Origin of the sequence: Pseudomonas alcaligenes (genome assembly GCF_041729615.1) — a bacterium.
In the GTDB taxonomy this organism is placed as follows: domain Bacteria; phylum Pseudomonadota; class Gammaproteobacteria; order Pseudomonadales; family Pseudomonadaceae; genus Aquipseudomonas; species Aquipseudomonas alcaligenes_B.
In genome coordinates this window covers 3,229,763-3,256,022 of the sequence record NZ_CP154874.1, presented here as the reverse complement: position 1 = coordinate 3,256,022, position 26,260 = coordinate 3,229,763, and the positions used below count along the sequence as shown (strand labels likewise).

The 26,260-nt window shown below is 69.1% G+C and carries 28 protein-coding genes; 15 read left to right on the top strand and 13 right to left on the bottom strand.

Annotated elements, in window-relative coordinates; all coding sequences use genetic code 11:
* Positions 1-67: 67 nt before the first annotated feature.
* The 4 genes from AAG092_RS15740 to AAG092_RS15725 all read left to right on the top strand — a co-directional run bounded on the left by AAG092_RS15740 (position 68) and on the right by AAG092_RS15725 (position 4,217).
* A complete protein-coding gene (locus tag AAG092_RS15740; RefSeq protein ID WP_373387382.1) occupies positions 68-1,060 on the top strand; it encodes a PHB depolymerase family esterase in 993 nt (330 codons plus the stop codon).
* A gap of 18 nt (positions 1,061-1,078) precedes the next feature.
* Positions 1,079-2,242 carry an iron-containing alcohol dehydrogenase gene (locus tag AAG092_RS15735; protein ID WP_373387381.1) on the top strand — a complete coding sequence of 388 codons (1,164 nt, stop codon included), beginning with the start codon at positions 1,079-1,081 and terminating at the stop codon, positions 2,240-2,242.
* A 329-nt stretch (positions 2,243-2,571) separates the two neighbouring features.
* Entirely contained in the window at positions 2,572-3,006 is a 435-nt protein-coding gene (locus AAG092_RS15730) for a thioesterase family protein (RefSeq protein ID WP_280052903.1), read from the top strand.
* Between the two features lie 26 nt (positions 3,007-3,032).
* Positions 3,033-4,217, top strand: a complete 1,185-nt coding sequence (locus AAG092_RS15725) for an acetyl-CoA C-acyltransferase (RefSeq protein WP_373387380.1) — start codon at positions 3,033-3,035, stop codon at positions 4,215-4,217.
* A gap of 59 nt (positions 4,218-4,276) precedes the next feature.
* On the opposite strand, the gene uraH is transcribed toward AAG092_RS15725, so the two are convergent.
* Together uraH and AAG092_RS15715 are read right to left on the bottom strand one after the other, a co-directional pair.
* Entirely contained in the window at positions 4,277-4,687 is a 411-nt protein-coding gene (gene uraH, locus AAG092_RS15720; RefSeq protein WP_373387379.1) for a hydroxyisourate hydrolase, read from the bottom strand.
* Between the two features lie 14 nt (positions 4,688-4,701).
* Complete coding sequence (locus tag AAG092_RS15715; RefSeq protein ID WP_373387378.1) at positions 4,702-5,205, bottom strand: heme-binding protein; 504 nt, start codon at positions 5,203-5,205, stop codon at positions 4,702-4,704.
* A 147-nt stretch (positions 5,206-5,352) separates the two neighbouring features.
* On the opposite strand from AAG092_RS15715, the gene AAG092_RS15710 reads away from it, so the two are divergent.
* Positions 5,353-6,024, top strand: a complete 672-nt coding sequence (locus tag AAG092_RS15710; RefSeq protein WP_373387377.1) for a heavy metal response regulator transcription factor — start codon at positions 5,353-5,355, stop codon at positions 6,022-6,024.
* Positions 6,021-7,382: a heavy metal sensor histidine kinase gene (locus tag AAG092_RS15705; protein ID WP_373387376.1), complete on the top strand. Its 1,362-nt coding sequence runs from the start codon at positions 6,021-6,023 to the stop codon at positions 7,380-7,382. The genes AAG092_RS15710 and AAG092_RS15705 overlap by 4 nt, the downstream gene beginning before the upstream one ends.
* 43 nt (positions 7,383-7,425) lie before the next feature.
* Here the strand turns inward: AAG092_RS15705 and hemH are convergent, their stop codons facing one another.
* Entirely contained in the window at positions 7,426-8,448 is a 1,023-nt protein-coding gene (gene hemH / locus AAG092_RS15700) for a ferrochelatase (protein WP_373387375.1), read from the bottom strand.
* Entirely contained in the window at positions 8,445-9,350 is a 906-nt protein-coding gene (locus tag AAG092_RS15695; protein ID WP_373387374.1) for a TIGR01777 family oxidoreductase, read from the bottom strand. Before AAG092_RS15695 ends, hemH begins: the two co-directional genes overlap by 4 nt.
* 198 nt (positions 9,351-9,548) lie before the next feature.
* On the opposite strand from AAG092_RS15695, the gene AAG092_RS15690 reads away from it, so the two are divergent.
* From AAG092_RS15690 to AAG092_RS15675, 4 genes are read left to right on the top strand one after another with little or no spacing between them, the layout of a single operon-like run.
* Positions 9,549-10,535 carry an NAD(P)/FAD-dependent oxidoreductase gene (locus AAG092_RS15690; protein ID WP_373387373.1) on the top strand — a complete coding sequence of 329 codons (987 nt, stop codon included), beginning with the start codon at positions 9,549-9,551 and terminating at the stop codon, positions 10,533-10,535.
* Positions 10,532-10,753, top strand: coding sequence for a TIGR02450 family Trp-rich protein (locus AAG092_RS15685; protein WP_373387372.1), 222 nt, complete (start codon positions 10,532-10,534; stop codon positions 10,751-10,753). Before AAG092_RS15690 ends, AAG092_RS15685 begins: the two co-directional genes overlap by 4 nt.
* Positions 10,754-10,791: 38 nt before the next feature.
* Positions 10,792-11,784, top strand: a complete 993-nt coding sequence (rlmF, locus tag AAG092_RS15680) for a 23S rRNA (adenine(1618)-N(6))-methyltransferase RlmF (RefSeq protein WP_373387371.1) — start codon at positions 10,792-10,794, stop codon at positions 11,782-11,784.
* A gap of 49 nt (positions 11,785-11,833) precedes the next feature.
* Complete coding sequence (locus AAG092_RS15675) at positions 11,834-12,634, top strand: substrate-binding periplasmic protein (RefSeq protein ID WP_373387370.1); 801 nt, start codon at positions 11,834-11,836, stop codon at positions 12,632-12,634.
* A gap of 54 nt (positions 12,635-12,688) precedes the next feature.
* Here AAG092_RS15675 and AAG092_RS15670 read toward each other — a convergent pair whose 3' ends face one another.
* Positions 12,689-14,056, bottom strand: coding sequence for a hypothetical protein (locus AAG092_RS15670; RefSeq protein WP_373387369.1), 1,368 nt, complete (start codon positions 14,054-14,056; stop codon positions 12,689-12,691).
* A gap of 88 nt (positions 14,057-14,144) precedes the next feature.
* Positions 14,145-14,564, bottom strand: coding sequence for an Lrp/AsnC family transcriptional regulator (locus AAG092_RS15665; RefSeq protein WP_349681693.1), 420 nt, complete (start codon positions 14,562-14,564; stop codon positions 14,145-14,147).
* A gap of 116 nt (positions 14,565-14,680) precedes the next feature.
* Between AAG092_RS15665 and yjeH the strand changes: the two genes are divergently transcribed.
* Together yjeH and AAG092_RS15655 are read left to right on the top strand one after the other, a co-directional pair.
* On the top strand, positions 14,681-15,946 hold the full coding sequence (gene yjeH / locus AAG092_RS15660; protein ID WP_286947276.1) for an L-methionine/branched-chain amino acid transporter: 1,266 nt from the start codon (positions 14,681-14,683) through the stop codon (positions 15,944-15,946).
* A 47-nt stretch (positions 15,947-15,993) separates the two neighbouring features.
* The gene (locus tag AAG092_RS15655) at positions 15,994-17,319 is read left to right on the top strand and encodes a TAXI family TRAP transporter solute-binding subunit (protein WP_373387368.1); all 1,326 of its coding nucleotides are present in this window, start codon (positions 15,994-15,996) and stop codon (positions 17,317-17,319) included.
* A gap of 48 nt (positions 17,320-17,367) precedes the next feature.
* Here the strand turns inward: AAG092_RS15655 and AAG092_RS15650 are convergent, their stop codons facing one another.
* Positions 17,368-18,969 carry a M28 family metallopeptidase gene (locus AAG092_RS15650; RefSeq protein WP_373387367.1) on the bottom strand — a complete coding sequence of 534 codons (1,602 nt, stop codon included), beginning with the start codon at positions 18,967-18,969 and terminating at the stop codon, positions 17,368-17,370.
* A 311-nt stretch (positions 18,970-19,280) separates the two neighbouring features.
* Between AAG092_RS15650 and yejK the strand changes: the two genes are divergently transcribed.
* Together yejK and AAG092_RS15640 are read left to right on the top strand one after the other, a co-directional pair.
* A complete protein-coding gene (gene yejK, locus AAG092_RS15645) occupies positions 19,281-20,288 on the top strand; it encodes a nucleoid-associated protein YejK (protein ID WP_373387366.1) in 1,008 nt (335 codons plus the stop codon).
* Between the two features lie 4 nt (positions 20,289-20,292).
* Positions 20,293-21,102 carry a polyphosphate kinase 2 family protein gene (locus AAG092_RS15640; RefSeq protein WP_373387365.1) on the top strand — a complete coding sequence of 270 codons (810 nt, stop codon included), beginning with the start codon at positions 20,293-20,295 and terminating at the stop codon, positions 21,100-21,102.
* 120 nt (positions 21,103-21,222) lie between these two features.
* On the opposite strand, the gene AAG092_RS15635 is transcribed toward AAG092_RS15640, so the two are convergent.
* From AAG092_RS15635 to AAG092_RS15625, 3 genes are all read right to left on the bottom strand, one after another.
* Complete coding sequence (locus tag AAG092_RS15635) at positions 21,223-22,158, bottom strand: glutathione S-transferase family protein (RefSeq protein WP_373387364.1); 936 nt, start codon at positions 22,156-22,158, stop codon at positions 21,223-21,225.
* Positions 22,159-22,228: 70 nt separating this feature from the next.
* A complete protein-coding gene (locus tag AAG092_RS15630; protein ID WP_373387363.1) occupies positions 22,229-22,513 on the bottom strand; it encodes a GIY-YIG nuclease family protein in 285 nt (94 codons plus the stop codon).
* Positions 22,514-22,552: 39 nt separating this feature from the next.
* Positions 22,553-23,023 (bottom strand): nuclear transport factor 2 family protein, encoded by a 471-nt coding sequence (locus tag AAG092_RS15625; protein WP_373387362.1) that lies wholly within the window; start codon positions 23,021-23,023, stop codon positions 22,553-22,555.
* Between the two features lie 95 nt (positions 23,024-23,118).
* Here AAG092_RS15625 and AAG092_RS15620 point away from each other — a divergent pair, with 95 nt between their 5' ends.
* Positions 23,119-24,069, top strand: a complete 951-nt coding sequence (locus tag AAG092_RS15620) for a GlxA family transcriptional regulator (protein WP_373387361.1) — start codon at positions 23,119-23,121, stop codon at positions 24,067-24,069.
* Between the two features lie 39 nt (positions 24,070-24,108).
* Here AAG092_RS15620 and AAG092_RS15615 read toward each other — a convergent pair whose 3' ends face one another.
* From AAG092_RS15615 to AAG092_RS15605, 3 genes are all read right to left on the bottom strand, one after another.
* Complete coding sequence (locus AAG092_RS15615; protein ID WP_373387360.1) at positions 24,109-24,621, bottom strand: acyloxyacyl hydrolase; 513 nt, start codon at positions 24,619-24,621, stop codon at positions 24,109-24,111.
* Between the two features lie 94 nt (positions 24,622-24,715).
* Positions 24,716-25,507 (bottom strand): glutamate racemase, encoded by a 792-nt coding sequence (murI, locus tag AAG092_RS15610; protein ID WP_373387359.1) that lies wholly within the window; start codon positions 25,505-25,507, stop codon positions 24,716-24,718.
* Positions 25,504-26,259, bottom strand: a complete 756-nt coding sequence (locus tag AAG092_RS15605; protein ID WP_373389608.1) for a molybdopterin-synthase adenylyltransferase MoeB — start codon at positions 26,257-26,259, stop codon at positions 25,504-25,506. Before AAG092_RS15605 ends, murI begins: the two co-directional genes overlap by 4 nt.
* Position 26,260: the final 1 nt, after the last annotated feature.

The following is a 26,260-nucleotide window of genomic DNA, read 5'->3' as shown; positions in this document are numbered from 1 at the left end:
GGCGCTGTCCGATGCTCATTCTCGGGCAGCCCCGCACGCAGCCCCTCCCCCTAACCAAGAGGCACGGATGAAAACAACAAGAAGGGTGCTGAAAATCCTGCCGGTGCTGGCCCTGATCCTGGCCGGCCTGTACGGCTATTTCCTGTATGCCCCGCCACCGACTACACCGACCCTGAGCGCCAGCCTGCAACGCGCGCAGATCGCGGTCGGCGACCGCCAGCGCGACTACGCCTACTACCTCCCCGCCAAGCTGCAAGCCAAGGCAACGCTGCTGTTCGTGCTGCACGGTTCGCTGCAGACCCTCGACGACATGCGCACCTTCAGCGCCTACCAGTTCGAGCGCCTGGCCGACGAGCATGGCTTTATCCTCGTCTATCCACAGGGCTATGAGCGCAACTGGAACGACTGCCGCGCCGTGGCCGACTACCCCGCACGCCAACAGAACGTCGATGACGTCGGCCTGATCGCCGCGCTCATCCAGCGCTTCGCCGCGCAGCACGGCGCCGACCCGCGGCGCGCCTTCCTCGCCGGCTATTCCAACGGCGGCCACCTGGGTCTGCGTATTGCCCTGGAGCGCCCGAACCTGCTGGCCGGCGTCGCCGCCGTGGCGGCCAGCCTGCCGACGCCCGACAACCTGGCCTGCCAGGCCGTGGCCGGCGCCACGCCGGTGCTGCTGATGAACGGCACCCGCGACCCGATCAACCCCTACAACGGCGGCCGCGTCACCCTGTTCGGCTTCGGTGATCGCGGTCACGTGCGCTCGTCCTATGCCTCGGCGCTGTTCTTCGCCGAGCGCGCCGGTTACGTGGCCGCCGAGATGCAGCGCGAGAATCTGTGGCAGAACGGCGACAACCCGGCGCAGCGCGTCGAGCTCGACCGCTGGCAGGCCGCCGAGCGCGCCGAGGTCGTCCTGTTCGCCGTGATCGGCGGCGGCCACCTGCTGCCCCAGGCCGGCTTCCGCGCGCCGCGCCTGCTCGGCCCGACCCTCTCCGGTTTCGACGGCCCACAGGCCATCTGGGACTTCTTCGCCCGCCAGCGCCCCGCGCCGGCGCAGCCCTGATCGTCAGGAGGATTCGCCATGCAACCCTTCAGCTTCGCCACCACTGCGCAGATCCTCTGCGAATCCGGCGCCGCCACGCGCCTCGCCGAACTGTGCCGCGAGCGCGGCGCTAAGCGCGTGATGCTGGTGACCGACCCCGGCATCACCCGTTTCGGCCTGCTCGACGGCGTGCTGCCCGGTTTCACCACTGCCGGCCTGGCCGTGGAGGTGTTCGACCAGGTGATCGCCGACCCGCCCGAGGCCATCGTACTCAACGCCGTGGAGCGGGCCCGTGCGCTGGGCGCCGACCTGGTGGTCGGTTTCGGCGGCGGCAGTTCGATGGACGTGGCCAAGCTGGTCGCCCTGCTCGCCCATCCCAACTGCCAGCAGGCGCTCAAGGACATCTACGGCGTGGGCAATGCCCGCGGCCAGCGCCTGCCACTGATCCAGGTGCCGACCACCGCCGGCACCGGCTCGGAGGTGACGCCGATCTCCATCGTCACCACCGGTGAAACCACCAAGATGGGCGTGGTCTCGCCGCTGCTGCTGCCGGACCTGGCGCTTCTCGACGCCGAGCTGACCCTCGGCCTGCCGCCGGCGGTGACCGCCGCCACCGGCATCGACGCCATGGTCCACGCCATCGAGGCCTACACCAGCAAGATCAAGAAGAACCCGCTGTCCGACCTGCTGGCCCGCGAGGCCTTGCGCCTGCTCGCCGCCAATCTGGATGAGGCGGTGCACAACGGGCACAACCGCGAGGCACGCCAGGCCATGCTGCTAGGCGCCTGCCTGGCCGGCCAGGCGTTCGCCAACGCGCCGGTGGCGGCGGTGCACGCCCTGGCCTATCCGCTGGGCGGGCACTTCCATATTCCCCATGGTCTCTCCAACGCCCTGGTGCTACCGCAGGTGCTGCGCTTCAACGCCCCCGCCGCCACGCCGCTGTACGCCGAGCTGGCGCCGCTGCTGCTCGGCGAGCGCTTCAGAGAGGGCAGCGCCGAGCAGCGCTGCGCCGAGTTCATCAACGAGCTGGCGGCGCTGAACGAGCGCTGCGGCCTGCCCAGCCGCCTGCGCGACGCCGGCGTCCCGGAAGCCATGCTGCCGACCCTGGCCCGCGACGCGATGCTGCAGCAGCGCCTGCTGGTGAATAACCCGCGCGAGGTCAGCGAGGCGGATGCGCTGGCGATCTACCAGGCGGCGTATTAATGCCCCTCTCCCTTACGCGGGCCGCCCCTCCCCTCTCCCATAAATGGGAGAGGGGGCAGTCCTGTGCAGTGATCAAGCCGTACAAGGCTTGCCTCCCCTCTCCCGTTCACGGGAGAGGGGCCGGGGGAGAGGGAGAGGGAAAGACCCTCGCAATCACCAAGAACAACACCCACGGTAGCCCGGATGCAATCCGGGAAGCCCGCCACTCCGCCCCCGGATTACATCCGGGCTACGACTGGCCAATAGGCCGAAATACAGCCCACGAATCTAACTACCCCGCGCACCACCCAGGCCCTAGGCTGGTACGCAAGCACGACGAGAACCGTCCCATGAGCCAGCCCGAACACCTGCGCAGCGACTACGTCCACTTCCAGCCGATCACCACCCGCTGGCACGACAACGACCTCTACGGCCACGTCAACAACGTCGTCTACTACGGCTTCTTCGACAGCGCGGTGAACACCTACCTGATCGAGGTCGGCGGCCTGGATATCCACGAGGGCGAGGTGATCGGCTTCGTGGTCAGCTCGTCCTGCGACTACTTCGCCTCCATCGCCTTCCCCGAGCGCATCGAGGTCGGCCTGCGGGTCGGCAAGCTGGGCAACAGCTCGGTGCAGTACGAGCTGGCCATTTTCAAACAGGGCGAAGACGAAGCCTGCGCCGCCGGGCGCTTCGTCCACGTGTTCGTCGACCGCGCCAGTAACCGGCCGGTCAGCATCCCCGAGAACCTGCGCACGGCGCTCGCCCGCCTGCTGCGCGACTGATAACAGCCATAACAGAGGATTCCGCCATGCAAGACGCCGTCATCATCTCCACCGCCCGCACGCCGATCGCCAAGGCCTTCCGCGGCGCCTTCAACGACCTCAAGTCGCCGTCCATGGCCGCCGTCGCCCTGCGCACCGCCGTCGAGCGTGCCGGCATCGAGCCGGGCGAGATCGAGGACGTGGTGATGGGCACCGCCATGCAGGGCGGCACCGCCTCGACCAACCTCGGCCGCCTGTCGCTGCTGGCCGCCGGCCTGCCGCTGTCGGTCAGCGGCCAGACCATCGACCGCCAGTGCGCCTCCGGCCTGATGGCGATTTCCATTGCCGCCAAGCAGATCATGGTCGACGGCATGGCCGTTACCGTCGGCGCCGGCCAGGAGCAGATCAGCCTGGTGCAGAACACCCATATGAAGTGGACCGTTGCCGAAGCCGACGCCAACGTCATCAAGATGGCCGAGCACGCCTACATGCCGATGCTGCAGACCGCCGAGCTGGTGGCCAAGCGCTACGGCATCAGCCGCGAAGCGCAGGACGCCTACTCCCTGCAATCGCAGCAGCGCACCGCCGCAGCCCAGGCCGCCGGCCTGTTTGCCAATGAAATCGTCCCGGTCACAGCACGCAAGAAACTGGTAGATAAAGAAACCGGCGCGGTCAGCTTCGAAGACGTCACCCTCAGCCTGGACGAAGGCAACCGCCCGCAGACCGTGCTGGACGACCTGACCAAGCTCAAGCCGGTCATCGAAGGCGGCTGCATCACCGCCGGCAACGCCAGCCAGCTGTCCGACGGCGCCAGCGCCAGCGTGCTGATGAGCGGCGCCCTGGCCGCCCAGCGCGGCATCCAGCCGCTGGGCCTGTACCGCGGTATCGCCGTGGCCGGCCTGGCCCCTGAAGAAATGGGCATCGGCCCGGTATTCGCCGTACCCAAGCTGCTCAAGCAGCACGGCCTGAGCGTCGACGACATCGGCCTGTGGGAACTCAACGAAGCCTTCGCCTGCCAGGTGCTGTACAGCGCGCAGAAGCTCGGCATCGACCCGGCCAAGCTCAACGTCAACGGCGGCGCCATCTCCATCGGCCACCCCTACGGCATGAGCGGCGCGCGCATGGTCGGCCACGCCCTGCTGGAAGGTAAGCGGCGCGGCGTGAAGTACGTGGTGATCACCATGTGCGTCGGCGGCGGCATGGGTGCGGCAGGGCTGTTCGAGGTGCTCTGAGCCCCGTGCGGCAAACGCGAAAACGCAGGCTTCGGCCTGCGTTTTCGTTTCTGCGGTACTCAGTTGCCGCGGTAGGTGGAGAAGCCGTACGGGCTCAGCAGCAGCGGGATGTGGTAGTGCGCCACGCTGCCGTCGACCTCGAAGATCACCGGCACTTCCGGGAAGAAGGTCGCGGTGGCGTGCTGCTTGAACCAGGCGCCGGTTTCGAAGGTGACGCGATAGGTGCCACTTTCCAGCTTCTTGCCCTCGGGATAGAGCGCGGTGATGCGGCCCTGCTCGTTGGTCGTGCCCTCGTTCAGCTTGTTCCAGCGCTCGCCATCGAGCTTCTCCAGGCTGACCTCGACCCCCGGCGACGGCAGGCCGTCCTGCAGGTTGAGGACGTGCACGCTAAGTGGGTTACCGGCAGCCAGGACGAGGGTGGACAGGCCGCTCAGGGCGCTGCCGAGCAGCAGTTTTTTCAGCATCTTCATGGTGGATCTCCAGTTCAGGGTTGGGTGGGTAGAACCTGGGCGATGGCCTGCAACGCGCAGCCTTCGTCGAATTGCGCGCCGCCGGCACCGGCCACGCCGATGGCGCCGATCACCTGGTCGGCCACCTTCAGCGGCACGCCGCCGCCGAGCAGCAGCAGTTCATCGAGGGTGTTGAGGTTTTCCGCGTCGGGGGTGCTGCGTGCACGCTCGGCCAGCAGGCCGGTGGCGGTCTTGGTCGACAGCGCGGTGAAGGCCTTGCGCTGGGCAGCCAGGGTGTTGTGCGGGCCGACGTTGTTGTCGCGCTGCACTGCCACCAGGTTGCCGCCACGGTCGACGACAGCCGCCACGGCAGTGCGGCCTTCGGCATGGCAGGCGGCCAGGGTGGCATCGAGCAGCTGGTTGGCCAGGGCCAGGCTGACATCGGCGCGCTGCGCCACCGCCGGGATCTCGGCCCAGGCCGGGCTCGCCGCCAGGGCCAGGGCGAGCAGCGACAGTGCGGTAGGGGTTCGGATGGTCATGCGGTTCTCCCGGATAAGGCTCGGCTGAGCCAGTGGCGGGCATCTTGCCCAGTCCTTCCGCACAGACCGATTGCCGGCGGATTACCAATTTGTAATGGGAGAGAAGCGCGGATCGACCTAGGCTATGCGTCTGCAGTGGAGGTCGGCATGCGTATCCTGGTGGTTGAAGACGAAGCGAAGACGGCGGATTACCTGCGCAAGGGCCTGAGCGAAGACGGCTATGCGGTAGAGGTCGCCGGCAATGGCCTGGACGGCCTGCACCTGGTGCAGGAGGAAGTGTTCGACCTGATCATCCTCGACGTCATGCTGCCGGGCATCGATGGCTGGCAGCTGCTGCAGATCATCCGCCGCCAGCTGCAGACCCCGGTGCTGTTCCTCACCGCCCGTGATGCCGTCGAGGACCGCGTCCGCGGCCTGGAGCTGGGCGCCGACGACTATCTGATCAAGCCCTTCTCCTACGCCGAGCTGCTGGCGCGCGTGCGCAGCCTGCTGCGCCGGGGGCCGCCACGGGAAACCGAGCACTTCGAGGTCGCCGACCTGCAGCTCGACCTGCTCAAGCGCAAGGTCACCCGCAGTGGCGAGCGGCTCAACCTGACCAACAAGGAATTCGCCCTGCTGCATCTGCTGCTGAGCCGCCAGGGCGAAGTGCTGTCGCGCTCGCTGATCGCCTCGCATGTCTGGCAGATGAACTTCGACAGCGACACCAACGTGGTCGACGTGGCCATCCGCCGCCTGCGCGCCAAGGTCGACGATCCCTACCCGCTCAAGCTGATCCACACCGTGCGCGGCATCGGCTACCTGCTGGACCTGCAGCCGTGAGGCTCTGGCCGCGCACCCTGAGCCTGCGCCTGGCGCTGATGTTCGCCCTGGTCGGCGTGCTGCTGCTCGGCGCCCTGGGCTTCTTCCTGTATCAGTCGCTGCAGCGCGAAATCGCCTGGCGCGACGACCAGGCCCTGCTCGGCCGCCTGCAGCGCATGCAGGCCCTGCTCGATGACGCCGCCAGCATCGAGGCGCTGCGCCGCCGTCCGCAGCTGTACGAGAACATGCTGGGCAACCGCGACAACCTGCTGTGGATAGTCGATGCCCAGGGCCGGCCACTGATCGAGGTGAACCCGCCGGCCCTGCCCCTGCCGCACCTGCCGCCGGCATCGGCGCCCAGGCTGGCCGATGCGCCGGGCGCTGCGACCCTGCGCCTGGCCTGGCTCGATGTGCCACGCCCGGGCGGCGCGCTGCGGCTGATCGCCGGCAAGCTGGCCAGCGAGCGCGAGCAGATGCTCGCCGCCTATCGCCTGAAGATCGGCCTGGCGCTGGGCGTCGGCGCGCTGCTGGCCTTCGCTCTCGGCGCCCTGGTCAGCCAGCGCGGGCTGCGCCCGGTGCGCCAGCTGGCCCGGCAGGCCGCCGGCATCGATACGCAGCACCTGCACCTGCGCCTGCAAGGCTTTGCCGAGGTCGGCGAGCTGAGTGCCCTGAGCCAGGCGCTGAACCAGATGCTCGATCGCCTGGAGCAGGGCTTTGCCCAGCTCTCGCGCTTCTCCGAGGACCTGGCCCACGAGATGCGCACGCCGCTGAGCAATCTGATGGGCCAGACCCAGCAGGCGCTGCGCCGCTCGCGTTCGGTGGAGGATTACCAGAACCTGCTGGTATCCAATCAGGAGGAATATGAACGCCTGGCGCGGATGATCGACAGCATGCTGTTCCTTGCCCGCACCGAGCAGCCAAAGGCGGCGATCCAGCGCGAGACGGTCGACCTGCAGGCGCTCGGCGAGCAGCTGTGCGACTACTTCGAAGGCATGGCCCAGGAGCGCGACATCACCCTGCTCAACCTGGCCAGCGGACAGCTCGCGGCCGAACCGCAACTGCTGCGCCGCGCCCTGGCCAACCTGCTGGCCAATGCCCTGCGCCATGCCACGCCACACAGCCGCGTGACCCTCGGCAGCACCCACACGACCACGGGCGTGACTCTCAGCGTGCACAACCTCGGCGAGCCGATCGGCGCACAGCACCTGCCGCACCTGTTCGAGCGCTTCTACCGCTGCGACCCTTCACGCCATCAGCCGGGCGACTCCGGCGGCCTGGGCCTGGCGATCGTGCGTTCGATCATGCAGGCGCACGGTGGTCAGGTCAGCGTCAGCAGCGATGGCGACGGCACCACCTTCCGCCTGCACTTCCCGGCCTGACGGCTGCGCCACTCATGCGAACGGGGCCGCAGCCACGTTGTCTTCACAGCTGCTGCGGCGCCCGCTCGCACAGCACCTTGAGCGCCTGCACCCACTGCGGGTGGTCGTTCAGGCAGGGCACCAGCACCAAATCCTCGCCGCCCGCCTCGCGGAACTGCTCGCGGCCGCGGTCGCCGATTTCCTCCAGGGTCTCGATGCAGTCGGCGACGAAGGCCGGGCACATCACCAGCAGCTTCTTCACCCCGGCCTTGGCCAGCTCGTCGAGGCGCGCCTCGGTGTAGGGCTCGATCCACTTGGCGCGGCCCAGGCGCGACTGGAAGGCCACCGACCACTTGCCGGCCGGCAGCCCGGCGCGCTCGGCGAACAGTTCGGCGCTGCGCAGGCACTGGGCGCGATAGCAGTTGGCGAGCACCTGCGGCGAGGCGTTCTTGCAGCAATCGGCGCCTTTCAGGCAGTGGCCGGTGGGGTCCAGCTTGTGCAGGTGGCGCTCCGGCAGGCCGTGGAAGCTCAGCAGCAGGTGGTCGAAGTCCTGCTCGATATAAGGTTTGGCGCTCTCCACCAGGGCCTCGACGTACTCCGGCTGGGCGTAGAACGGCGCCAGCTCGGCGAATTGCAGGGCCAGGCCGCGCTCGCGCACCACCCGCCGCACTTCCTGCAGCGCGGTGGTGGTGGTGCTGTCGGCGAACTGCGGATAGAGCGGGGCCAGGGTGACTTTCTTCACGCCCCGGGCCGCCAGGCCGACCAGAACTTTCTCGATCGACGGTTCGCCATAGCGCATGGCCAGCTCCACCGGGCCATGCGGCCAGTGCGGCGCCATGGCCTGCTGCAGGCGGCGGCTGAGCACCACCAGCGGCGAGCCCTCCTCCCACCAGATCGAGGCGTAGGCGTGTGCCGACTGCGCCGGGCGCTTGAGCAGGATCAGCGACACCAGCAGGCGCCGCACCGGCCAGGGCAGGTCGATCACGTAGGGGTCCATGAGGAACTGGTTGAGGTAGCGACGCACGTCGGCCACCTCGGTGGAAGCCGGCGAACCCAGGTTGAGCAACAGCAGGGCATGATCGGTCATGCGTTGTCCTTGAGGATGTCGGCCAGGGCCGAGTCGATGTCGGTGAAGCGGAATGCGTAGCCGTCCTGCAGGGCGCGCTGCGGCAGGGTCTTCTGCCCGCCCAGGAGCAGCTCGGAGAGCTCGCCCAGGCCCAGCTTGAGCGCCAGGGCCGGCACCGGCAGGATGGCCGGGCTATGCAGGGCCCGGCCCAGGGCGCGGGCGAAGTCGCGGTTGCGCACCGGCTGCGGCGCGCAGGCATTATAGGGACCGCTGGCGCCCTCCCGCCGCAAGAGAAAATCGATCAGGCCAATTTCATCCTGCAGATGAATCCACGGCATCCACTGCCGGCCGTTGCCGATCGGCCCGCCCAGGCCCAGGCGGAACGGCAGCAGCAGGCGCTTGAGGAAGCCGCCATCAGGCGCCAGCACCAGCCCGGTGCGCAGCAGCACCACGCGGATGCCGAGGGCCTCGGCGCGCTGCGCGGTCTCCTCCCAGGCGCCACACAGCTGGGCGGCGAAGTCCTCACAGACCGGCGCATCGCTCTCGTGCAGCTCGCGCTCGCCGCCATCGCCATACCAGCCCACGGCCGAGCCGGAGATCAGCACCCGCGGGCGCTGCGTGCGCGCCTCCAGCCAGGCCAGCAGCTGTTCGGTGAGGCTGATCCGGCTGGCCCACAGCAGGGCCTTGCGCTTGTGCGTCCAGTGGCGGTCGGCGATCGGCGCGCCGGCCAGGTTGATCACGGCGTCCAGGGGGGCGTCGCCATATTCCTCCAGCCGCGCGATGCCACGCACCGCTGCGCCACAGAGTTGGCTCACCTGCTCCGGCCTGCGGCTCCACACGGTCAGGCTGTGGCCCGCGGCCAGCCAGTGCCGGCACAGCGCGCGGCCGATCAGACCCGTACCGCCGGTCAGCAATATGTGCATGGCATCCTCCTCGCATGGCGCTAACCACCAGTCTCGCCCTAGTCTGAAGTATGACGCAGGCACGTGCCTTGTCCGCCCGGACCTGACGTCGCAGTTTCAGCAGGTTCGCGATTGGAACCGAACATAGCTGTACAAGACAAGTGTTTGTACAGAATTCGTCGAGAGCGTAGCCTGTAGTAAAGGCAAACGAGGTAGACCATGAGCGCACCCATCGCCATCATCGGTACCGGCCTGGCGGGCCTCTCCGCCGCGCAGGCGCTGCACGCCGCCGGGCTGCAAGTTGAACTGTTCGACAAGAGCCGCGGCAGCGGCGGGCGCATGGCCAGCAAGCGCAGCGACGCCGGCTCGCTGGACCTCGGCGCCCAGTACTTCACCGCCCGCGACCGCCGCTTCGTCGAAGTGGTGCAGCAGTGGCAGGCGCGCGGCTGGGTCGCCGAGTGGGACCCGCAGCTCTACCACAGCAACCAGAACGGCCTGCAACCCTCGCCGGACGAGCAGGTGCGCTGGGTCGGCACGCCGCGCATGAGCGCCATCACCCGCGCCCTGCTCGGCGCCCTGCCGGTGCATTTCGCCTGCCGCATCACCGAGGTGTTCCGCGGCGAGCAGCACTGGGAGCTGCTGGATGGCGAGGGCAACAGCCACGGCCCCTACAGCGCGGTGATAGTCGCCACCCCGGCGCCGCAGGCCACCGGCCTGCTCAGCGCCGCGCCGAAGCTCGCCAGCGCCGCCGCCAGCGTGATCATGGAGCCGACCTGGGCGGTCGCCCTGGCCTTCGCCACGCCGCTCGATACCCGTGTGGAGGGCTGCTTCGCCCAGGGCAGCGCGCTCGACTGGGTGGCACGCAACCGCAGCAAGCCCGGCCGCGACGGCACCTTCGACACCTGGGTGCTGCACGCCAGCAGCATCTGGAGCAAGCAGCATCTGGACCTACCCAAGGAGGCGGTGATCGAGCGCCTGCACGGCGCCTTCGCCGAGCTGATCGGCTGCGCCCTGCCGGAGCCGGCCGTCAGCCTGGCACACCGCTGGCTCTACGCCCGCCCGGCCAGCGCCCACGAGTGGGGCGCGCTGGCCGACGCCGACCTGGGCCTGTACGCCTGCGGCGACTGGTGCCTGTCCGGCCGTGTGGAAGGCGCCTGGCTGAGCGGCCAGGAAGTGGCGCGGCGGCTGCTGGAACATCGCCAGTGACGCCGGGCCGGATCAATCCGCGCAAGCTGCTGCTGTCGAAGTGGACGGCGCGCCAGCCGCGCAACCGCGAGAAGCACTTCCTGGTCACCGAGCTGCACTGCGACGAGGAGGGCGAGGTGCTGGCCGTGGAGCTGCAGGCCGTGCTGACCCGGCGCAGCGAGCGCCTGGACTGGCGCCTGCTGGAAGATGGCGAGCGCTGGCGGATGGGCTGGGCCTAGCGGACAATGCCGCCCCCTCGCCCGCCGAAGCAGTCACCATGCGTCAGAAGAACCCGCCGCCGCGCCAGCCCAAGGCAGTCGTCAAGGGCCAGCTGCACCCGCGCAACCGCCACCAGGGTCGCTACGACTTCCCCAGGTTGATCGAGAGCAGCCCGGAGCTGGGCCGCTTCGTCATCCTCAACCCCTATGGCAAGCAGAGCATCGACTTCGCTGACCCCGAGGCGGTGCGGGTGTTCAACCGCGCCCTGCTGCGCCAGCTGTACGGCATCCGCCACTGGGACATCCCGCCGGGCTACCTGTGCCCGCCGATCCCCGGCCGCGCCGACTACCTGCACGGCCTGGCCGACCTGCTGGCCGAGGGCAACGCCGGGGTCATCCCGCGCGGCGCCGGAGTGCGCGTGCTGGATGTGGGCTGCGGGGCCAACTGCATCTACCCGCTGCTCGGCCACAGCGACTACGGCTGGCGCTTCCTCGGCTCGGACATCGACGCGCGGGCACTCGATTCGGCGCGCCAAATCGTGCAGGCCAACGGCCTGGGCGAGGCCATCGAACTGCGCCGGCAGCCCGATGACCGGCACATCTTCCAGGGCCTGCTGGCAGCCGACGAGCGCTTCGCCCTGACCCTGTGCAACCCGCCCTTCCATGCCTCGGCCGCCGAGGCGGCCAGCGGCAGCACGCGCAAGTGGAGGAACCTCGGCAAGCTCGACCCCAGGCGCAAGCTGCCGGTGCTCAACTTCGGCGGGCAGAGCAACGAGCTGTGGTGCGCAGGCGGTGAGGCGGCCTTCCTGCGCCGCATGGCGCGCGAGAGCGCGGCCGTGGCCGGCCAGGTGCTGTGGTTCAGCAGCCTGGTGTCCAAGGCCGCCAACCTGGCGCTGCTGAAGGCGGCGCTGCAACAGGCCGGTGCGCTGGAAGTGCGCCAGGTGGACATGGCCCAGGGCAACAAGCAGAGCCGCTTCGTCGCCTGGACCTTCCACGAGGTCGCCGCCCGTCGCACCTGGCTGGGTGCTTGCGCCGGCGCGAATGCGGGATGACTATGCTAGGGCTGTAAGAGCGGAGACCGCCGGGAGCCGAGGAGTGCCCATGCGCTGGACAATGCTGCTGACCATCTGCTGCCTGTGCTGGGGGCTGAGCGCCCAGGCGCAGCCGCGCGAGCTGCAGATCAGCGTCGGCGACTGGCCGCCCTACCTGTCCACCGACCAGCGCCACAACGGCGTGATGGCCCACATCATCAGCGACCTGTTCGCCGCGGAAGGCTACAAGGTCAACTTCCGCTTCCTGCCCTGGCCGCGCGCCTACTCGGAGGCCGCCGCCGGCAAGTTCGACGCCACCGGCGTTTGGATGCACAAGGGCGAGCGCGAGGCCGACTTCCTGTTCAGCGAGCCGCTGCTGAACGAGCAGTTCGTGTTCTTCCACCTCAAGTCCATGCCCTTCGACTGGCAGCGCTTCGACGACCTCACCGGCATGACCCTCGGCGGCGGCCTGGAATACAGCTACGGGCCGGCCTTCGATGCCTTCCTGGCACGCGGCAAGGTGCGCATGGAGCGGGTCTCCAGCGACCAGCAGAACTTCGAGAAACTGCTCAAGGAGCGCATCGTGCTCTACCCGCAGGAGCTCAACGTCGGCTACGCCGCCCTGCGCAGCCAGTTCACCCCGGCCGAGCGGGCGCGCATCACCCATCATCCCAAACCGCTGCTGGTCAACCAGAGCTACCTGATGCTACCCAAGCGCCTGGCCGGCAGCGAGGCACTGGTGCAGCGCTTCAACCAGCGCCTGCGCGAGTTCCGCAGCAGCGGCCGCTACGACCGCTACTTCCATGACCTGCAGGCGGGCAAGTACATGCTCACCGAGGACGGCGCCGAGCAGGCCGTGGTCCTGCCCTGAGCGCGTAAACGCAAGAGCCGCCCCGAAGGGCGGCTCCCGTGCAGGCCCGCTGCGTTACTCGACCAGTTCGAACAGTGCCACGCTGCCGTTCTTCTCCAGGCCGGCAACCAGGAAGTGGCGGCCCTGGTGCTCGACATGGACCAGCCCTTCCGGGGCCAGTTCACCCTTGCCGGCCCCTGCGGCCACCGGCACCACCTGCAGCACCTTGGGCTGCTGCGGCTGGCTCAGGTCGATCAGCGCCAGACCATCGGCACGCTCCAGCGCGGCCACCGCCAGCGACTTGCCGAATGCGGCGAAGGCCACCACGCCTTCCGGCTCGCTGCCCTTGTTGGGGCTGCGCGCGTCCGGGTAGATGCCGGCCTGGGCCGCCATGTCGTCCAGCTGGCTGTCGGTGTCGCCGACCAGCGCGCCGCTCTCGGCGTCGAACAGGCTGACGCTGCGGCCGCCGCCGGTGGGCAGGCCGGCCTTGGTCTTGGACGCCTTGGGATCGGTATCACCCTCGTCGGCGGTGACCAGGTAGCGGCCATCGGCGCTGACGCTGATGCCATCCGGCTCGCGCAGCGCCAGCAGGCTGGCCTCGGGCTTGTACTGGCCGTCGTCCTCGATGTCGGCGGCATGCTCGATGGTGCCCAGGCCGAACACCTTGAGCAGCCTGGCGCCGGCCACGTCGACCACGGCGATGGCGTTGTTCTCCTGCAGGCTGACGTAGGCCTTGCTGCCGTCCCTGGAGAAGGTCACGTACTCCGGCTCGATGTGCTCGGGCGCGCTGCCGAACGGTACCTTCAGCTCCTCGCCGTCGATCATGCGCTCGACCAGGCGCTTGTGCGCGTCCTGCACGGTACCCGGCACCTGGGCCAGGTCCGGCAGCTCGACCTTGTGCTGCACGGCCTGGTCCAGCCCGGCGCGCAGGTCGATCACGCTGATCGAGCCCTCGCCGCTGCGGTAGCCGGCGCCATCCTTGACATAGGCCTCGCCCTCGTTGGCCACCACCAGGAACTCGCCGTTCGGCGAGAAGGCCAGGCTGTCCGGCCAGATGCCCACCGGCACGCTGGCCAGCAGCTTGCCGTCGGCGGCCGAACGCAGCTGCACCTCGCCGGCGGCCATGCCGTCGCTGCTGCGCACGCACACGGCGTAGAGATCCTCGCTGGGGTGGAAGGCGGCCGAGGTGATCTCGCCGGCGCCCTTCTCCACCAGGTTCTGCCGCGCCGTGCGCTGCAGCTTGCCGATCGGGTCGAGCTGGAGGATGTCGACCAGTCCCTCGGCGCTGTTGGTGAGGATCACCCGCATGCTGGAGGCCTGGACGTTGACGATCTCGGTGCCCTCGGCAAAGCCGCTCTGGTACAGGTCCAACGGTTTCAGTTCGAGGGCGCAGGCCAGCGGGCTCAGGGCGAACAGTGCGCAGAGAGCGGGGAGACGCAGCATGTGGAGAGTTCCTTGTGCGGGTTGGTCGGATGAACCGCCGCAGTCTCCACGGGCCGTGTGAAAGGTTGATGAAGCCGCGGTTACAGCCTCACATCGGCCATTCGTTGACCACCATGTGGGTCTTCACCCGCTGCATGCCGGGGTAGTTCTCGATCTCGCCGCGGATCTCGGCCAGGCGCGCCATGCTCGCCGCCTCCACCTGCACCAGCATGTCGGTCTCGCCGCTGATGCCACAGCACTGGCGGATCTCCGGATGGGCGCGCATGCGTTCGACGTAGTCCTGGCAGCGGCCATTGCTGTAGAAGAGTTCGAGGAAGGCCTTAACCGCCGTGCCTTGCGCCTCCACCACGCGGGCGTGGTAGCCGCGGATGATCCCGGCCTGCTCCAGCTGGCGGATGCGCTCGCCCACCGCCGAGCGCGACAGGCTGACCTCGCGGGCGATCTGGCTGACGGAGGTGCGCGCGTCGCTGCGCAGCAGGGCGAGAATCTGACGGTCGAACTTGTCCACGAAGGCTCCGGCGATCTGACGGGCGATTCCGCCAGTTTGCCGGCGATCGGCGGCAACCTGGCCGCGGCGGCGCGCTTAACATGGCGGGATCGAAAAGGATCGCACGAGCATACCTCATGAGCCGTCTGAACAAGGAACTGGGCCTGCTGCAGGGCATCGGCCTGCTCAGCACCTCGCTACTGGGCACCGGCATCTTCGTGGTGCCGGCGCTGGCCGCAACCGCCGCCGGCCAGGCCTCGCTGTGGGCCTGGCTGATCCTCATCGCCCTGGTGCTGCCGGTGGCCTTCACCTTCGCCCAGCTGGGCCGCCGCTTCCCCCACGCCGGCGGCGCGCCGCACCTGATCGGGCGCGCCTTCGGCGCGCGCAGCGAGCGGCTGATCGCCTTCCTGTTCCTCGCCGTGCTGCCGGTCGGCCTGCCCGCCGCGCTGAACATCGCCACCGGCTTCTGGCAGGCCGTGCTGCCGGTGGGCCGCGGCGAAGCGCTGCTGATCCAGCTCGCCACCCTGGCTGCCATGCTCCTGCTCGGCCAGCGCCCAGCGCGCGCCAGCGGCCTGGTGCAGGGGCTGATCGCCCTGGCGATCATCGGCACCGTCGCCCTGGTCTGGTGGGTGGGCGAGCTGCCGCTGGTCAGCCAGCCGCTGCTGCCGGAGATCGGCGACACCTGGCCGCTGATCCCCGCCGCGCTGGGCGTGATGTTCTGGTGCTTCGTCGGCATCGAGGCCTTCACCCACCTGGGCGAGGAATTCCGCCGCCCGCAGCGCGACTTCCCCCTGGCCCTGCTGCTCGGCGTGCTGCTGGCCGGCCTGGTGTACTGGGCCTTCTCGGTGGCGGTGCTGAGCTTCGGCGTGTACGGCGACGAGCACAGCGACGCCGCCTCGCTGCCGCGCCTGATGCACCTGCTGCTGGGCGACCGCGCCGGCTGGCTGGTGGCGCTGGTCGGCTACCTGGCCTGCTTCGCCTCGATGAACGTCTACGTGCAGGGCTTCGCCCGGCTGATCTGGAGCCTGGCCGACGAGGGCAAGCTGCCGGCGCCGCTGGCCGCGCGCAACCACCACGGCGTGCCCGGCCCGGCGCTGCTGCTGGTGGTGGCGATCTGTGCCCTGTGCGCAGGCCTGGCCGCCGTGCTGCAGCTGTCGGTGGACGACCTGATCCGCTATGCCAACGGCAACTTCATCCTGGTCTATCTGCTCAGCATGGGCGCCGGCGTGGTGCTGCTGCGCGGCATCTGGCGCTGGCTCGCGGCGTTCAGCGCCCTGCTCTGCGCGCTGGTGCTGCTGGCACTGGGTATCGACGCGCTGTATGCCCTCGGCCTGCTGGCCGTGATCGCCCTGCTGGATCACTGGCGCACTCGCCGCGGCACACAGGCCAGCCTGCAGAGCTGAGGCGGTTCCGGCTATCCTGCCCATTGGGATAGCCTCAAGGACCGACCATGCGCCGCATTCTCCGCGACCTGAAAATCCTCATCCTCGCCAACCTGTGGCTGGTGCCGGTGATCGCCGGCCTGGTCGGCGCGCTGTTCTACTTCGTCGCGCCGCCGCCGCCGATGCACGCGCGCCTGGCCACCGGCGCCGAGGGCGGCGGCTACCACGCCTTCGCCGAGCGCCTGCGCGCCGAGCTGGCCGAGCAGGGCTTCGAGCTGGAGCTGGTGCCGAGCCAGGGCTCGCGCGACAACCTGGCCAAGCTGGGCGCCGGCGAAGTGGAGCTGGCCCTGGTGCAGAGCGGCCAGGAGCTGACCCTGGACGCCGAGGCGCGCGCCCGGCTGCTCGGCCTCGGCGTGATGTACCGCGAGCCGCTGTGGCTGTTCACCGGCCGCAAGGTGAAGTTCGAACGCCTCTCCGACCTGCTGCGCCTGCGCCTGGCCATCGGCGCCGAGGACAGCGGCACCCAGGCGGTCACCGCCGCCCTGTTCGCCGCCAACCGCATCACCCCGGCCGACTACCCCAAGGGCTGGCAGAGCCTGGGCGGCAGCCGCGCCGCCGACGCGCTGGTCGAGGGCCGGCTGGACGCCGCCTTCTTCGTCGGCCCGGCGGAGAACCCGCTGGTCCAGCGCCTGGCCGCCGAACCCCGGGTGCGCCTGGTCAGCCTGCGCCGCACCGAGGCCTACCTGGCGCGCCTGCCCTACCTGAGCCGCCTGCAGGTCGGCGAGGGCATGCTGGACATGGCCAACAACAGCCCGGACCGCGACATCGTCACCCTCGGCCCGGTGGCCACCCTGGTGGCCGGCGAGGACTTCCACCCCTCGCTCACCCCGCTGATCCTCGAAGCCGCGCGCGAGGTACTCAAGGATGGCAGCCTGCTCGATCCGGCCGGCAGCTACCCGCAGCGCCCGCCGCGCTCGCTGGAGACCCTGGCCGAGGCCGAGTACTACTACGACAAGGGCCTGCCGATCCTGCAGCGCTACCTGCCGTTCCGCATCGCCTCGCTGGCCGACCGCTACATCATCCTCGCCATTCCCCTGGTGATCCTGCTGTTCCCGCTGTTCAAGGCCATCGGCCCGATCTACCAGTGGCGCATCCGCGCGCGCATCTACCGCTGGTACAAGCACCTGCGCGAGATCGACCAGCAGCTCTACAGCGGCAAGCTCAACGGCGATATCGACGCGGAGATCGCGCGCCTGGAGAAACTGGAAGACGAACTGGCCAAGGTCGAGGTGCCGCTGTCTTACTCCAGCGAGCTGTACGAGCTGCACATGCACCTGCGCTACATGATCGAGCGCCTGCGCGCGGTGCAGCAGCGGCGCCTGGCCGGCGCATGAAAAAGCCCCGCCAGGACGAACCTGGCGGGGCCTCGGCGCAGCCCGGGATCACTTGATCCAGTGCTTGCCCCAGTGGGTGATGTCGTAGGCCTTGGCGGCGCGCTTCAGGCTGGGCCCGGCCTGGCTCGCGGCGATCTCGTCATCGACCACCTTGGTCGACAGCGCCAGCCAGCTGGTGACGAAGGCCATGGCATCGCCATTGATCTCCAGGGCCCGCTGGTCGAGGTTGTTGAGATCATCGCAGGCCGCGTGGTAGCAGGGGTCGAGGGCGATGCCGGCGGTGCCGCCGTAGCGCGCCGCCTGCTCCTCGGTCTTCAGCACCTCGGCGCCGGTGAACAGTCCGCCGAAGGCGATGCCGTCGGTGAAGAACTGCGCGTAGTCGGAGCGGAAGGTGATCTCGTCGCCCTCGAACGGCAGGCCACGCAGCTTGTAGTACTCCTCGAACAGCTTCTCCAGCGCCGCCGAGCCGGGCGGGCCCTGCAGGCCGAAGTCGGAGCCATCGCCGTCATAGATGAAGTAGGCGAAGTTGGGCGAGGCGATCATGTCGAAGTTCAGGTAGGCCTTGATCTTCGCCTTCTCCTCGGCCGGCAGCTCGCTGACGTAGTAGGTCGACCCCACCAGTCCCGACTCCTCGGCGCCCCACCAGGCGAAGCGCAGCTTGTTCTTCGGCCTGACCTTGCGCATCTGCACCGCCAGCTCCAGCAGCGCGGCGCTACCCGAGCCGTTGTCGTTGATGCCGGCGCCCTCGTACACCGAGTCCAGGTGCGCACCGGCCATCACCACGTTGTCCGGGTTGCCGTGGCGCGACTCGGCGATCAGGTTGAAGGTCTGGGTGCGCTCGCGTACCACGTCGGTGAACATGCGCAGCTGCAGCTCGGCGGTCTGCGCCAGGCTCACGCCCAGATCGTAGGTGACGAACAGCACCGGGATGCCGCCGGCGTAGGCATCGCCCAGGGTGGCATTGAGCAGGCCCTTGCGCTCCTCGGTGTCGCCCTGGTTGAAGATGACCACCCCGCTGGCACCGGCCGCCGCCGCGTTCTCCGCCTTCAGCTGGAAGTTGCAGGTGCCGCGCTGCAGCAAGGCGATGGCACCGGCCGGGAAGCCGACGAAGTCCTCGGCTTCGCAACCGCTGCTGGAGGTGTTGCCGAGGCCGAGGGCGATGTCCACCGGCGCCACGGCGGCGCTCACGTCACCGGCGTCGGTCTGCGACAGGTAGGTGAAGTCCACCTCCCACTCGTATTGCGCGGGCGTCGGCGCCAGGGCCTGCAGCACGCCTGGGCCCTGCGGGTAGAAGGCGCTGAACGGGAAAGCCTGCTGGGTGACGCTGTAGCCGGCGTCCTCCAGGGTGGTGCGCACATAGTCCAGCGAGCCCTGGTAGCCGGGCAACCCGGCGGCGCGATTGCCGCCATTGGCCAGGGCCACGGCATGGAGCATCTGCAGGTGCTCGGTGGTTTTCTGCGCCTGCATGCAGCGCGGCAGTAGCAGCGGCGAGCCGTTCAGCACCCCGGCGCGACACTCCATGGGGCCGAGGCGACTCGGGCTCCACAGCCGGTCGAACAACTGCGCGGGGTCTTCAGGGCCGGCGGCCATGGCCGGCGTGGCCAGGCTGGCCAGCAGTGCAGCGAGCGAGAGTTTCTTCTTGTTAGGCATGGGTTTTCTCCAATCCATATCTGGAGCAGATGGATGCGACAGCGCTTGTGGCGCGGCCGCGGGCCGTCCCTTACTGCGTCGTGTGGACGCAGGAGAAGCTAGACAGGGATTACCGCAAGGGCGAAGAAACACTCCTCTTTATTGCCGAAATATTGCGCTGGTTCACCGAAGATAACGGCCAGTTGCCAGCAAAACAGCGGCACCATGCTGGCACCGCCAGGGCTCCCCTGAAGCCGTGGCCAGACTCGGGTAGACTGCGCGCATGCCGCGGCGCCCCTGCCGCCCCCGAACCACCGCGAAGAATACGACCCATGCCGATCCGCCATTGCATCGTCCACCTGATCGACAAGAAGCCCGACGGCTCGCCCGCCGTGCTGCACGCCCGCGACAGCGAACTGGCCGCCTCGCAGGCCATGGAGAACCTGCTGGCCGACCTCAACGAGAGCTACAACGCCAAGCAGGGCAAGGCCTGGGGCCTGTTCCACGAGGAGTCCGGCGCCTACCCCTTCAGCGGCTGGCTGAAGCAATACCTGGACGGCGAGCAGGACTTCACCGCCTTCAGCCGCCAGGCGGTGACGCAGCTGCAGAAGCTGATGGAGGAGTCCAACCTGTCCACCGGTGGCCACGTGCTGTTCGCCCACTACCAGCAGGGCATGACCGACTACCTGGTCATCGCCCTGCTGCACCACAGCGAGGGCGTGGCGGTGACCGAGGCGCTGGACGTGGCGCCGGCCAAGCACCTGGACCTCGGCCAGCTGCACCTGGCCGCGCGCATCAACATCAGCGAGTGGCAGAACAACAAGCAGTCCAAGCAGTACATCTCCTTCATCCGTGGCAAGAACGGCAAGAAGGTCTCGGACTACTTCCGCGACTTCATCGGCTGCCAGGAAGGTGTCGATGCGCCGAGCGAGACGCGCACCCTGCTCAAGGCCTTCAGCGACTTCGTCGAGAGCGAGGACCTGGCCGAGGAGAAGGCCCGCGAGAAGACCGACGCGCTGGTCGACTACGCCACCAGCCAGGCCAGGCTGGGCGAGCCAATCACCCTGGAGGAGCTTTCCGGGCTGATCGACGAGGAGCGCCCGCGCGCCTTCTTCGAACATATCCGCAACAAGGACTACGGCATGGCCCCGGAGTTTCCGGCGGACAAACGCACCCTCAGCCAGTTCCGCCGTTTCACCGGGCGCGCCGAGGGCCTGTCGATCAGCTTCGAGGCGCACCTGCTGGGCTCGAAGATCGAATACGACGAGGCGCGCGACATGCTGATCATCCGCCAGGTCCCGACCCAGCTGAAGGACCAGCTCAAGCGCCGCAAGGACTGAGCCCATGCGCCTGCCCGACGCCGTGCTCGACGCCTGCCTGTGCGACGTGGACGCGCCGCTGGCGGGCGATCCGGCACGCGACTTCGGCCTGGACAAGCTCCAGGGGCAACAGGCCCTGGCCGCCTTGCGCCCTTGGCTCAACGAGCGCCAGCGCATGCTCTGGGCCAATCGTCGCGAGGCCCTGCTGCTGGTGTTGCAGGGCCCGGACTGCTCCGGCAAGGACAGCCTGATCCGCCGCGTGCTCAATGCCTTCGACCCGCAGGGCCTGAGCATCCACGACTTCCACCAGCCGAGCGCCGAGGAGCAACGCCAGCACTTCCTGCTGCGTTATCGCCAGCGCCTGCCCGGCCCCGGCCTGCTCGGCGTGTTCAACCGCAGCCACTACGAGGCGCTGATCTGCGACCCGCTCGATGGCCTGTGCAGCGCAGACGAACTGCCCGGCCGCCTGCACGAGCTGCGCGCCTTCGAGGCCGAGTGGCCGGCGCGTCACCTGCATCCGCTCAAGTGTTACCTGCACATCTCCCGTGACGAGCAGCGACTACGCCTTCTGAGCCGTTTGCAGCGCCCGGAGAAGCGCTGGAAGCTGCACCCCAGCGACCTGCAGGCGTACCGCGAATTCGACCTGCGCCAGGCGCGCTGGAGCGCGCTGCTGGCGGCCAGCCATACGGAGGCAGCGCCCTGGTATGTGATCCCCGCCGAGCAGCGCTGGCTGCGCGACTGGCTGGTGGCCAGCCTGCTGGCCCGCGAGCTGGAACGCCTCGACCTCAGCTGGCCGGACAACCCGCCGCCCTTCTCCGCCGCCGACCTGCTGTAGCCCGGATGCAATCCGGGAGCGGAGTCGCCTGCTTCCCGGATTGCATCCGGGCTACGCCATCTGGCCGCCCCAACGAAAACGCCCGGCGGTGCCGGGCGTTCGTGCAGCGCTCGCGCGGCCTCAGACCGCCGTCAGGCTGAAGCCCAGGCGCGGGAAGTGCACATGCACAGTACCGGCGCGCTCGTCCTGGCGGCGCAGGATAATGCTCTCGTCCGACACGCAGAGCAGCTCGCCCTGCACCGGATCGACGCCGTAGTCGGTCGCCGCCACGCTGACCTGCTGGCCGACCTGGAAGCCCAGCGCCTGGCTGCAGTCTTCCTCCGGCAGCGCCGCAGGCGTCGCCGCGCGGGCGATGGCGATGGCCTCCTCGCTGCTCAGCGGGCTGTGCGCGCCATGCCCGAAGCCGAGCACGCGGCCGAGCCAGGCCGCCACTTCAGGGTAGTCGTCAACCAGCGGCGCAGTGACGTGGGTGCCCTTGAGGAACCACAGCGGATGGGCCATGGCGAAGTCGGCGATCGACGGCTCGCCGCACAGGAAGTCGCCCTCCTCGCGCGCCAGCTGCTGCTGCAGGCGTGCCATCAGCACCGGCCACTGCAGCTTGGCCTGCGCGGCCGGCAGGCGGCTGGCGCTACCACCGGCGAACAGCGCCGCACGGTCGGCGACGAAGGCCTGCTGCGCCGCCGGCGGCAGCTTGCCCATGCGCACGGCGATGGATTCCGGCTGGAACACCAGGGTCACCGCGTGTTGGAACACCGCCGCGTCGGCCCACTGGGCGAAGCTGGCGGCGACGAACTCCTGGCCTTCGGGGAACAGGCTCGGCGTGGCCTTCTCGGCCTCCAGGCGACGGGCGATCAGCGCGGTGTCGCAGTAGATGTCGGCGCCGACCTGCAGCACCGGGGTCTTGCGGTAGCCGCCGGTCAGCGCGACGAGATCGGGCTTGGGCATGATCCGCGGGATTTCCACCGAACGCCACGACAGCTGCTTGAAGCCCAGCATCAGGCGGGCCTTCTCGGCGAAGGGCGAGGCGTCGTAGTGGTGCAGGATGAGTTCGGACATGGCGGGACTCCGCGGCAGTTGAAAAGACGAGGCCGCAGCTTAGCCGCAGGCGCCGCCACGGCCTACCCCTTCAACCTGATGACGGCCCATCCAGCGCACCTATCAAGGCCTCCTTGGCCGCCTTCTTCAGGCGCTTGATGGCGATCTCGCGGCGCAGCGCGGCGCCCTTGTTGGCGCAGGCCTCAACATACACCAGCGCCCGCGCCGGGCTGGAATGGAAAAAGCGCGCGCCCCTGCCGCTGCGATGCTGCTCGAAGCGCCGCTGCGGATCGTCGCTGATGCCACAGTAGAGCGCACCGCTTTCGGCGCGGACCAGGTAGACGAACCAGGGTTTGGCGGGCGGAGTATCGGTCATGGCTCGGCGGCACAATGGATGGCTGCCGAGCTTACCCAGTCAGCGCCCGGCCTGCCAGGCGCGCAGCCCGGCCATGGCCTGCTTGCCGACCGCCGCCTGCACCGGCGCCAGCCAGCCCAGCAGCAGGCCCTTGGCGCCCAGCGCCTGGCGCATCCAGCGCCACAGGTCGAAGTGATCGCGGTGCTCAACGATCTTGCCGCCCTCGAAGCGGAAGCTCGCCTCGATGTGGTTCTCCACTTGGCGCCCGGTGGCGCTGAACAGGTAGTTCGCCACCCAGCGCGCGCGGCCCTGCTGGTCGTCGGCCTCGAGCACCTCGTAGCTCAGCGAAAAGTCCTTGGCACGCGCGCAGAGCATGCGCCACATGTCGCCGGCGTCGCGGCCGCGCAAGTCGCGGAAGGCCGGGTCGGAGAAGCGCACGTCGGCGGCGTAGCAGGCGGCCATGGCCTCGGCGTCGAGCTTCTGGAAGGCCTGGTAGAAACGGTCGATCAGTTCGGCATTGGGATGGGCCATGGGGCGCTGCTCCGGGTGGGAATGGGCAGAGTATGGCCGCGCGGGTGAGCGACAGCGATTGGCGATAAAGACAACTTTGTGGCAATAATCGCCACATGATTCGCATCGCCCTGTACGTCTGCCCGCTGACCGTGCTGTCCAGCCTGAGCCAGGCCCTGGATACCTTTCGCCTGGCCAACCAGCTGGCTGGCGCGACGCTGTTCGAACTGCTGCGGGTCAGTGCCGACGGCCGGCCGGTGGACCTGGGCCTTGCCGAAGTGCGGGTGGACGGCGGCCTGGAGCTGGCCGAGGGCGCCGCACTGCTGCTGATCCCCGCCACCGGCAGCGCGCTGCAGCGCACCCTCGAGGGCAACGCCGCCCTGCTCGCCTGGCTGGCCGCGCGGCCGCCGGAACAGCAGCTGGCCAGCCTGTGCAGCAGCGCCTGCCTGCTGGCCGCCGCCGGACAGCTGGACGGGCGCCGCGCCACCACCCACTGGGCCCTGGCGCAGCAGTTCCGCCAGCGCTACCCGCGGGTACGTTTGCAGATCGACGCGCTGTTCACCGCGGACGGCAACCGCTTCTGTTCCGGCGGTGCCCAGGCCGGGATCGACCTGTGCCTGCAGCTGATCGCCCTGCACGCCGGCGACTGGCTGGCGCAACAGGTGGCCAATGCCCTGGTGGTGGAGCGCCAGCGCGGCAGTCAGCTGCGCTTCACCCCGCTGCTGCCGGATAATGGCCAGGACGATGCCCAGTTCGCCCCGCTCTTGCGCTGGATGGCCCTGCACCACGCCGAGCCCATCGACCTGGCGAGCCTCGCCGCACGCGCCAACTGCTCCACCCGCACCCTGCTGCGGCGCTTCAAGGCGGCCACCGGGCTGACGCCCAACGACTACCTGCAGCGCCTGCGCATCGGCGCCGCGCAGCATGCCCTGCGCAACCCCGCGCACTCGCTGGAGCAGGTCGCCGCGCAGGTCGGCTACGCCGACCGCGCCACCTTCGCCAAGCTGTTCAAGCAGCTGTGCGGCGAGACACCCGGCGCCTTCCGCAAACGCCTGCGCCAGGCATGAAAAAGCCGGGCCCGGGCCCGGCTTTGGCGAACAGCGCGCTTAGAAGCTGGTGCGGTAATGCAGGGTATAGGCCTCGACGCCGTCGTTGGGCTGCTTGATGCCGAGGTTGGAGTAGTGGATGGCGCGGATGCCGACTTCCTGGCCGGAGAAGCGCAGGCCGGCGCCGATGCGGTCCTCGAACTGGAAGGAGGAGCCGAGGTCGTTGTCCTCCAGTTCGGTGCTCTCGAAGAAGGCCACGCCGATACCGGCCTCGATGTAGGGGCGCACCGTCTCGCCGGCGAATTCGTAGACGAACACCGGGCTGAATGACAGGCTGTGGTTACTGGCCGTCTCGTCGCCGTCCCAGTAGCTGTAGCCGGCGTCCCAGTAGCCGGTCAGGCGCCCGGTGTCGCTCTGCCACCAGCTGGTGTTCCAGTCCCATTGCGCACCGAGGCGATAGACCATGGTCGAGTCGCCGGTCTGGCCGACGGCGGCGGTGAAGTCGACGGCCTGGGCGGACAGGCTCCCCATTGCCAGGGCCGCAGCGGCGGCCAGAGAAAGGATCTTCTGCATTCTTCTACATCCTGTACTGGAAGGTAACGGCGTTATGACAGTACAGAGAGTATAGAACCCAGGGTTCTCAGGGAAAGCCGACCAAAGGCAAAATTCAGGGCAGCGGCTGCACCGCGCAGGCTTCGCCCCAAAGCAGCGGCAGGACGCCGGCCAGGCTCTGCGGCGTGCCACTGGACCAGAACCGCGCGCGGGCCCGCGTGCCTTCCCCGGCCAGCAAGCGGCGCTGCTCCAGCAGGCGCTGCAGGTGCCGCGCCACCGCCGCGCCGGTATCCACCAGGCTGACCGCATCCGGCACCAGCTCGCGCAGCAGCGGCTTGATGAAGGGGTAGTGGGTGCAGCCAAGGATCAGCGTGTCGCAGCCCTCGGCCAGCAGCGGCTCGACCCAGCCCTGCAGCAGCGCGCGGGTGCGCGGGCTGTCCAGCTCGCCAGCCTCGATCTGCTCGACCAGCCCCGGACAGGGCTGGGTGATCACCCGCACGTCGCTGGCGAAGCGATCCAGCAGGGCGGCGAACTTGGCGCTCTTCAAGGTGCCGGTGGTGGCCAGCACGCCGACCACGCCGCTGCGGGTAGCCGCCGCCGCCGGCTTCACCGCCGGCTCCATGCCGACGATGGGCAGCTCGGGGTAGCGCGCGCGCAGCTCGGCCACCGCCGCCGCGGTGGCGGTGTTGCAGGCCAGCACCAGCGCCTTGGCGCCCTGCCCCAAGAGAAACTCGGCGATGTGCTGGCTGCGTTCGCGGATGAACTCCGCGCTCTTCTCGCCGTAGGGCACATGGCCGCTGTCGGCCACGTACAGCAGCGACTCGTGCGGCAGCCGCGCGCGGATCTCGCGCAGCACCGAGAGGCCACCGACGCCGGAGTCGAACACGCCGATCGGTGCCTGGCTCATGGCCGCGCTCCGCACACACTGCAGGCCGGATCGCGCTTGACCCGCAGCTCGCGAAAGCGCGAACCGAGGGCGTCGATCAGCAGCAGGCGGCCGACCAGCGGCTCGCCGAAGCCGGCCAGCAGCTTGAGCGCCTCCAGCGCCTGCAGGCTGCCGACCAGGCCCACCAGCGGCCCGACCACGCCGGCCTCGCTGCAGGTCAGCTCGGCCTCGCTGCCATGGCCATAGAGGCAGTGATAGCAGGGGCTGGCCGCGTCGCGCGGGTCGAACACGGCGAGCTGGCCCTCCAGGCGGATCGCCGCGCCGGACACCAGCGGCTTGCCGGCGGCCACGCAGGCGGCGTTGACCGCCTCGCGGGTGGTGAAGTTGTCCGAGCAGTCCAGCACTAGGTCCACCGCGGCAACGGCGGCGGCCAGGGAATCCTCGTCCAGCGCCATGCGGTGCGGCACCAGGGCGATCTGCGGATTGATGGCGGACAGACGAGCCATGGCCGAATCCACTTTGCTGGCACCGATCTGCGTGCTGTCATGCAGCACCTGGCGCTGCAGGTTGGTCAGGTCGACGCTGTCGAAGTCTGCCAGGTGCAGCTCGCCGACCCCGGCGGCGGCCAGGTACAGGGCCACCGGCGAGCCGAGGCCGCCTAGCCCGACTATCAGCACGCGGCTCTGTTTCAGCCTGAGCTGCCCGGTCACGTCGATCTGCGGCAGGAGGATCTGCCGGCTGTAGCGCAGCAGCTCATCGTCGTTGAGTTCCATC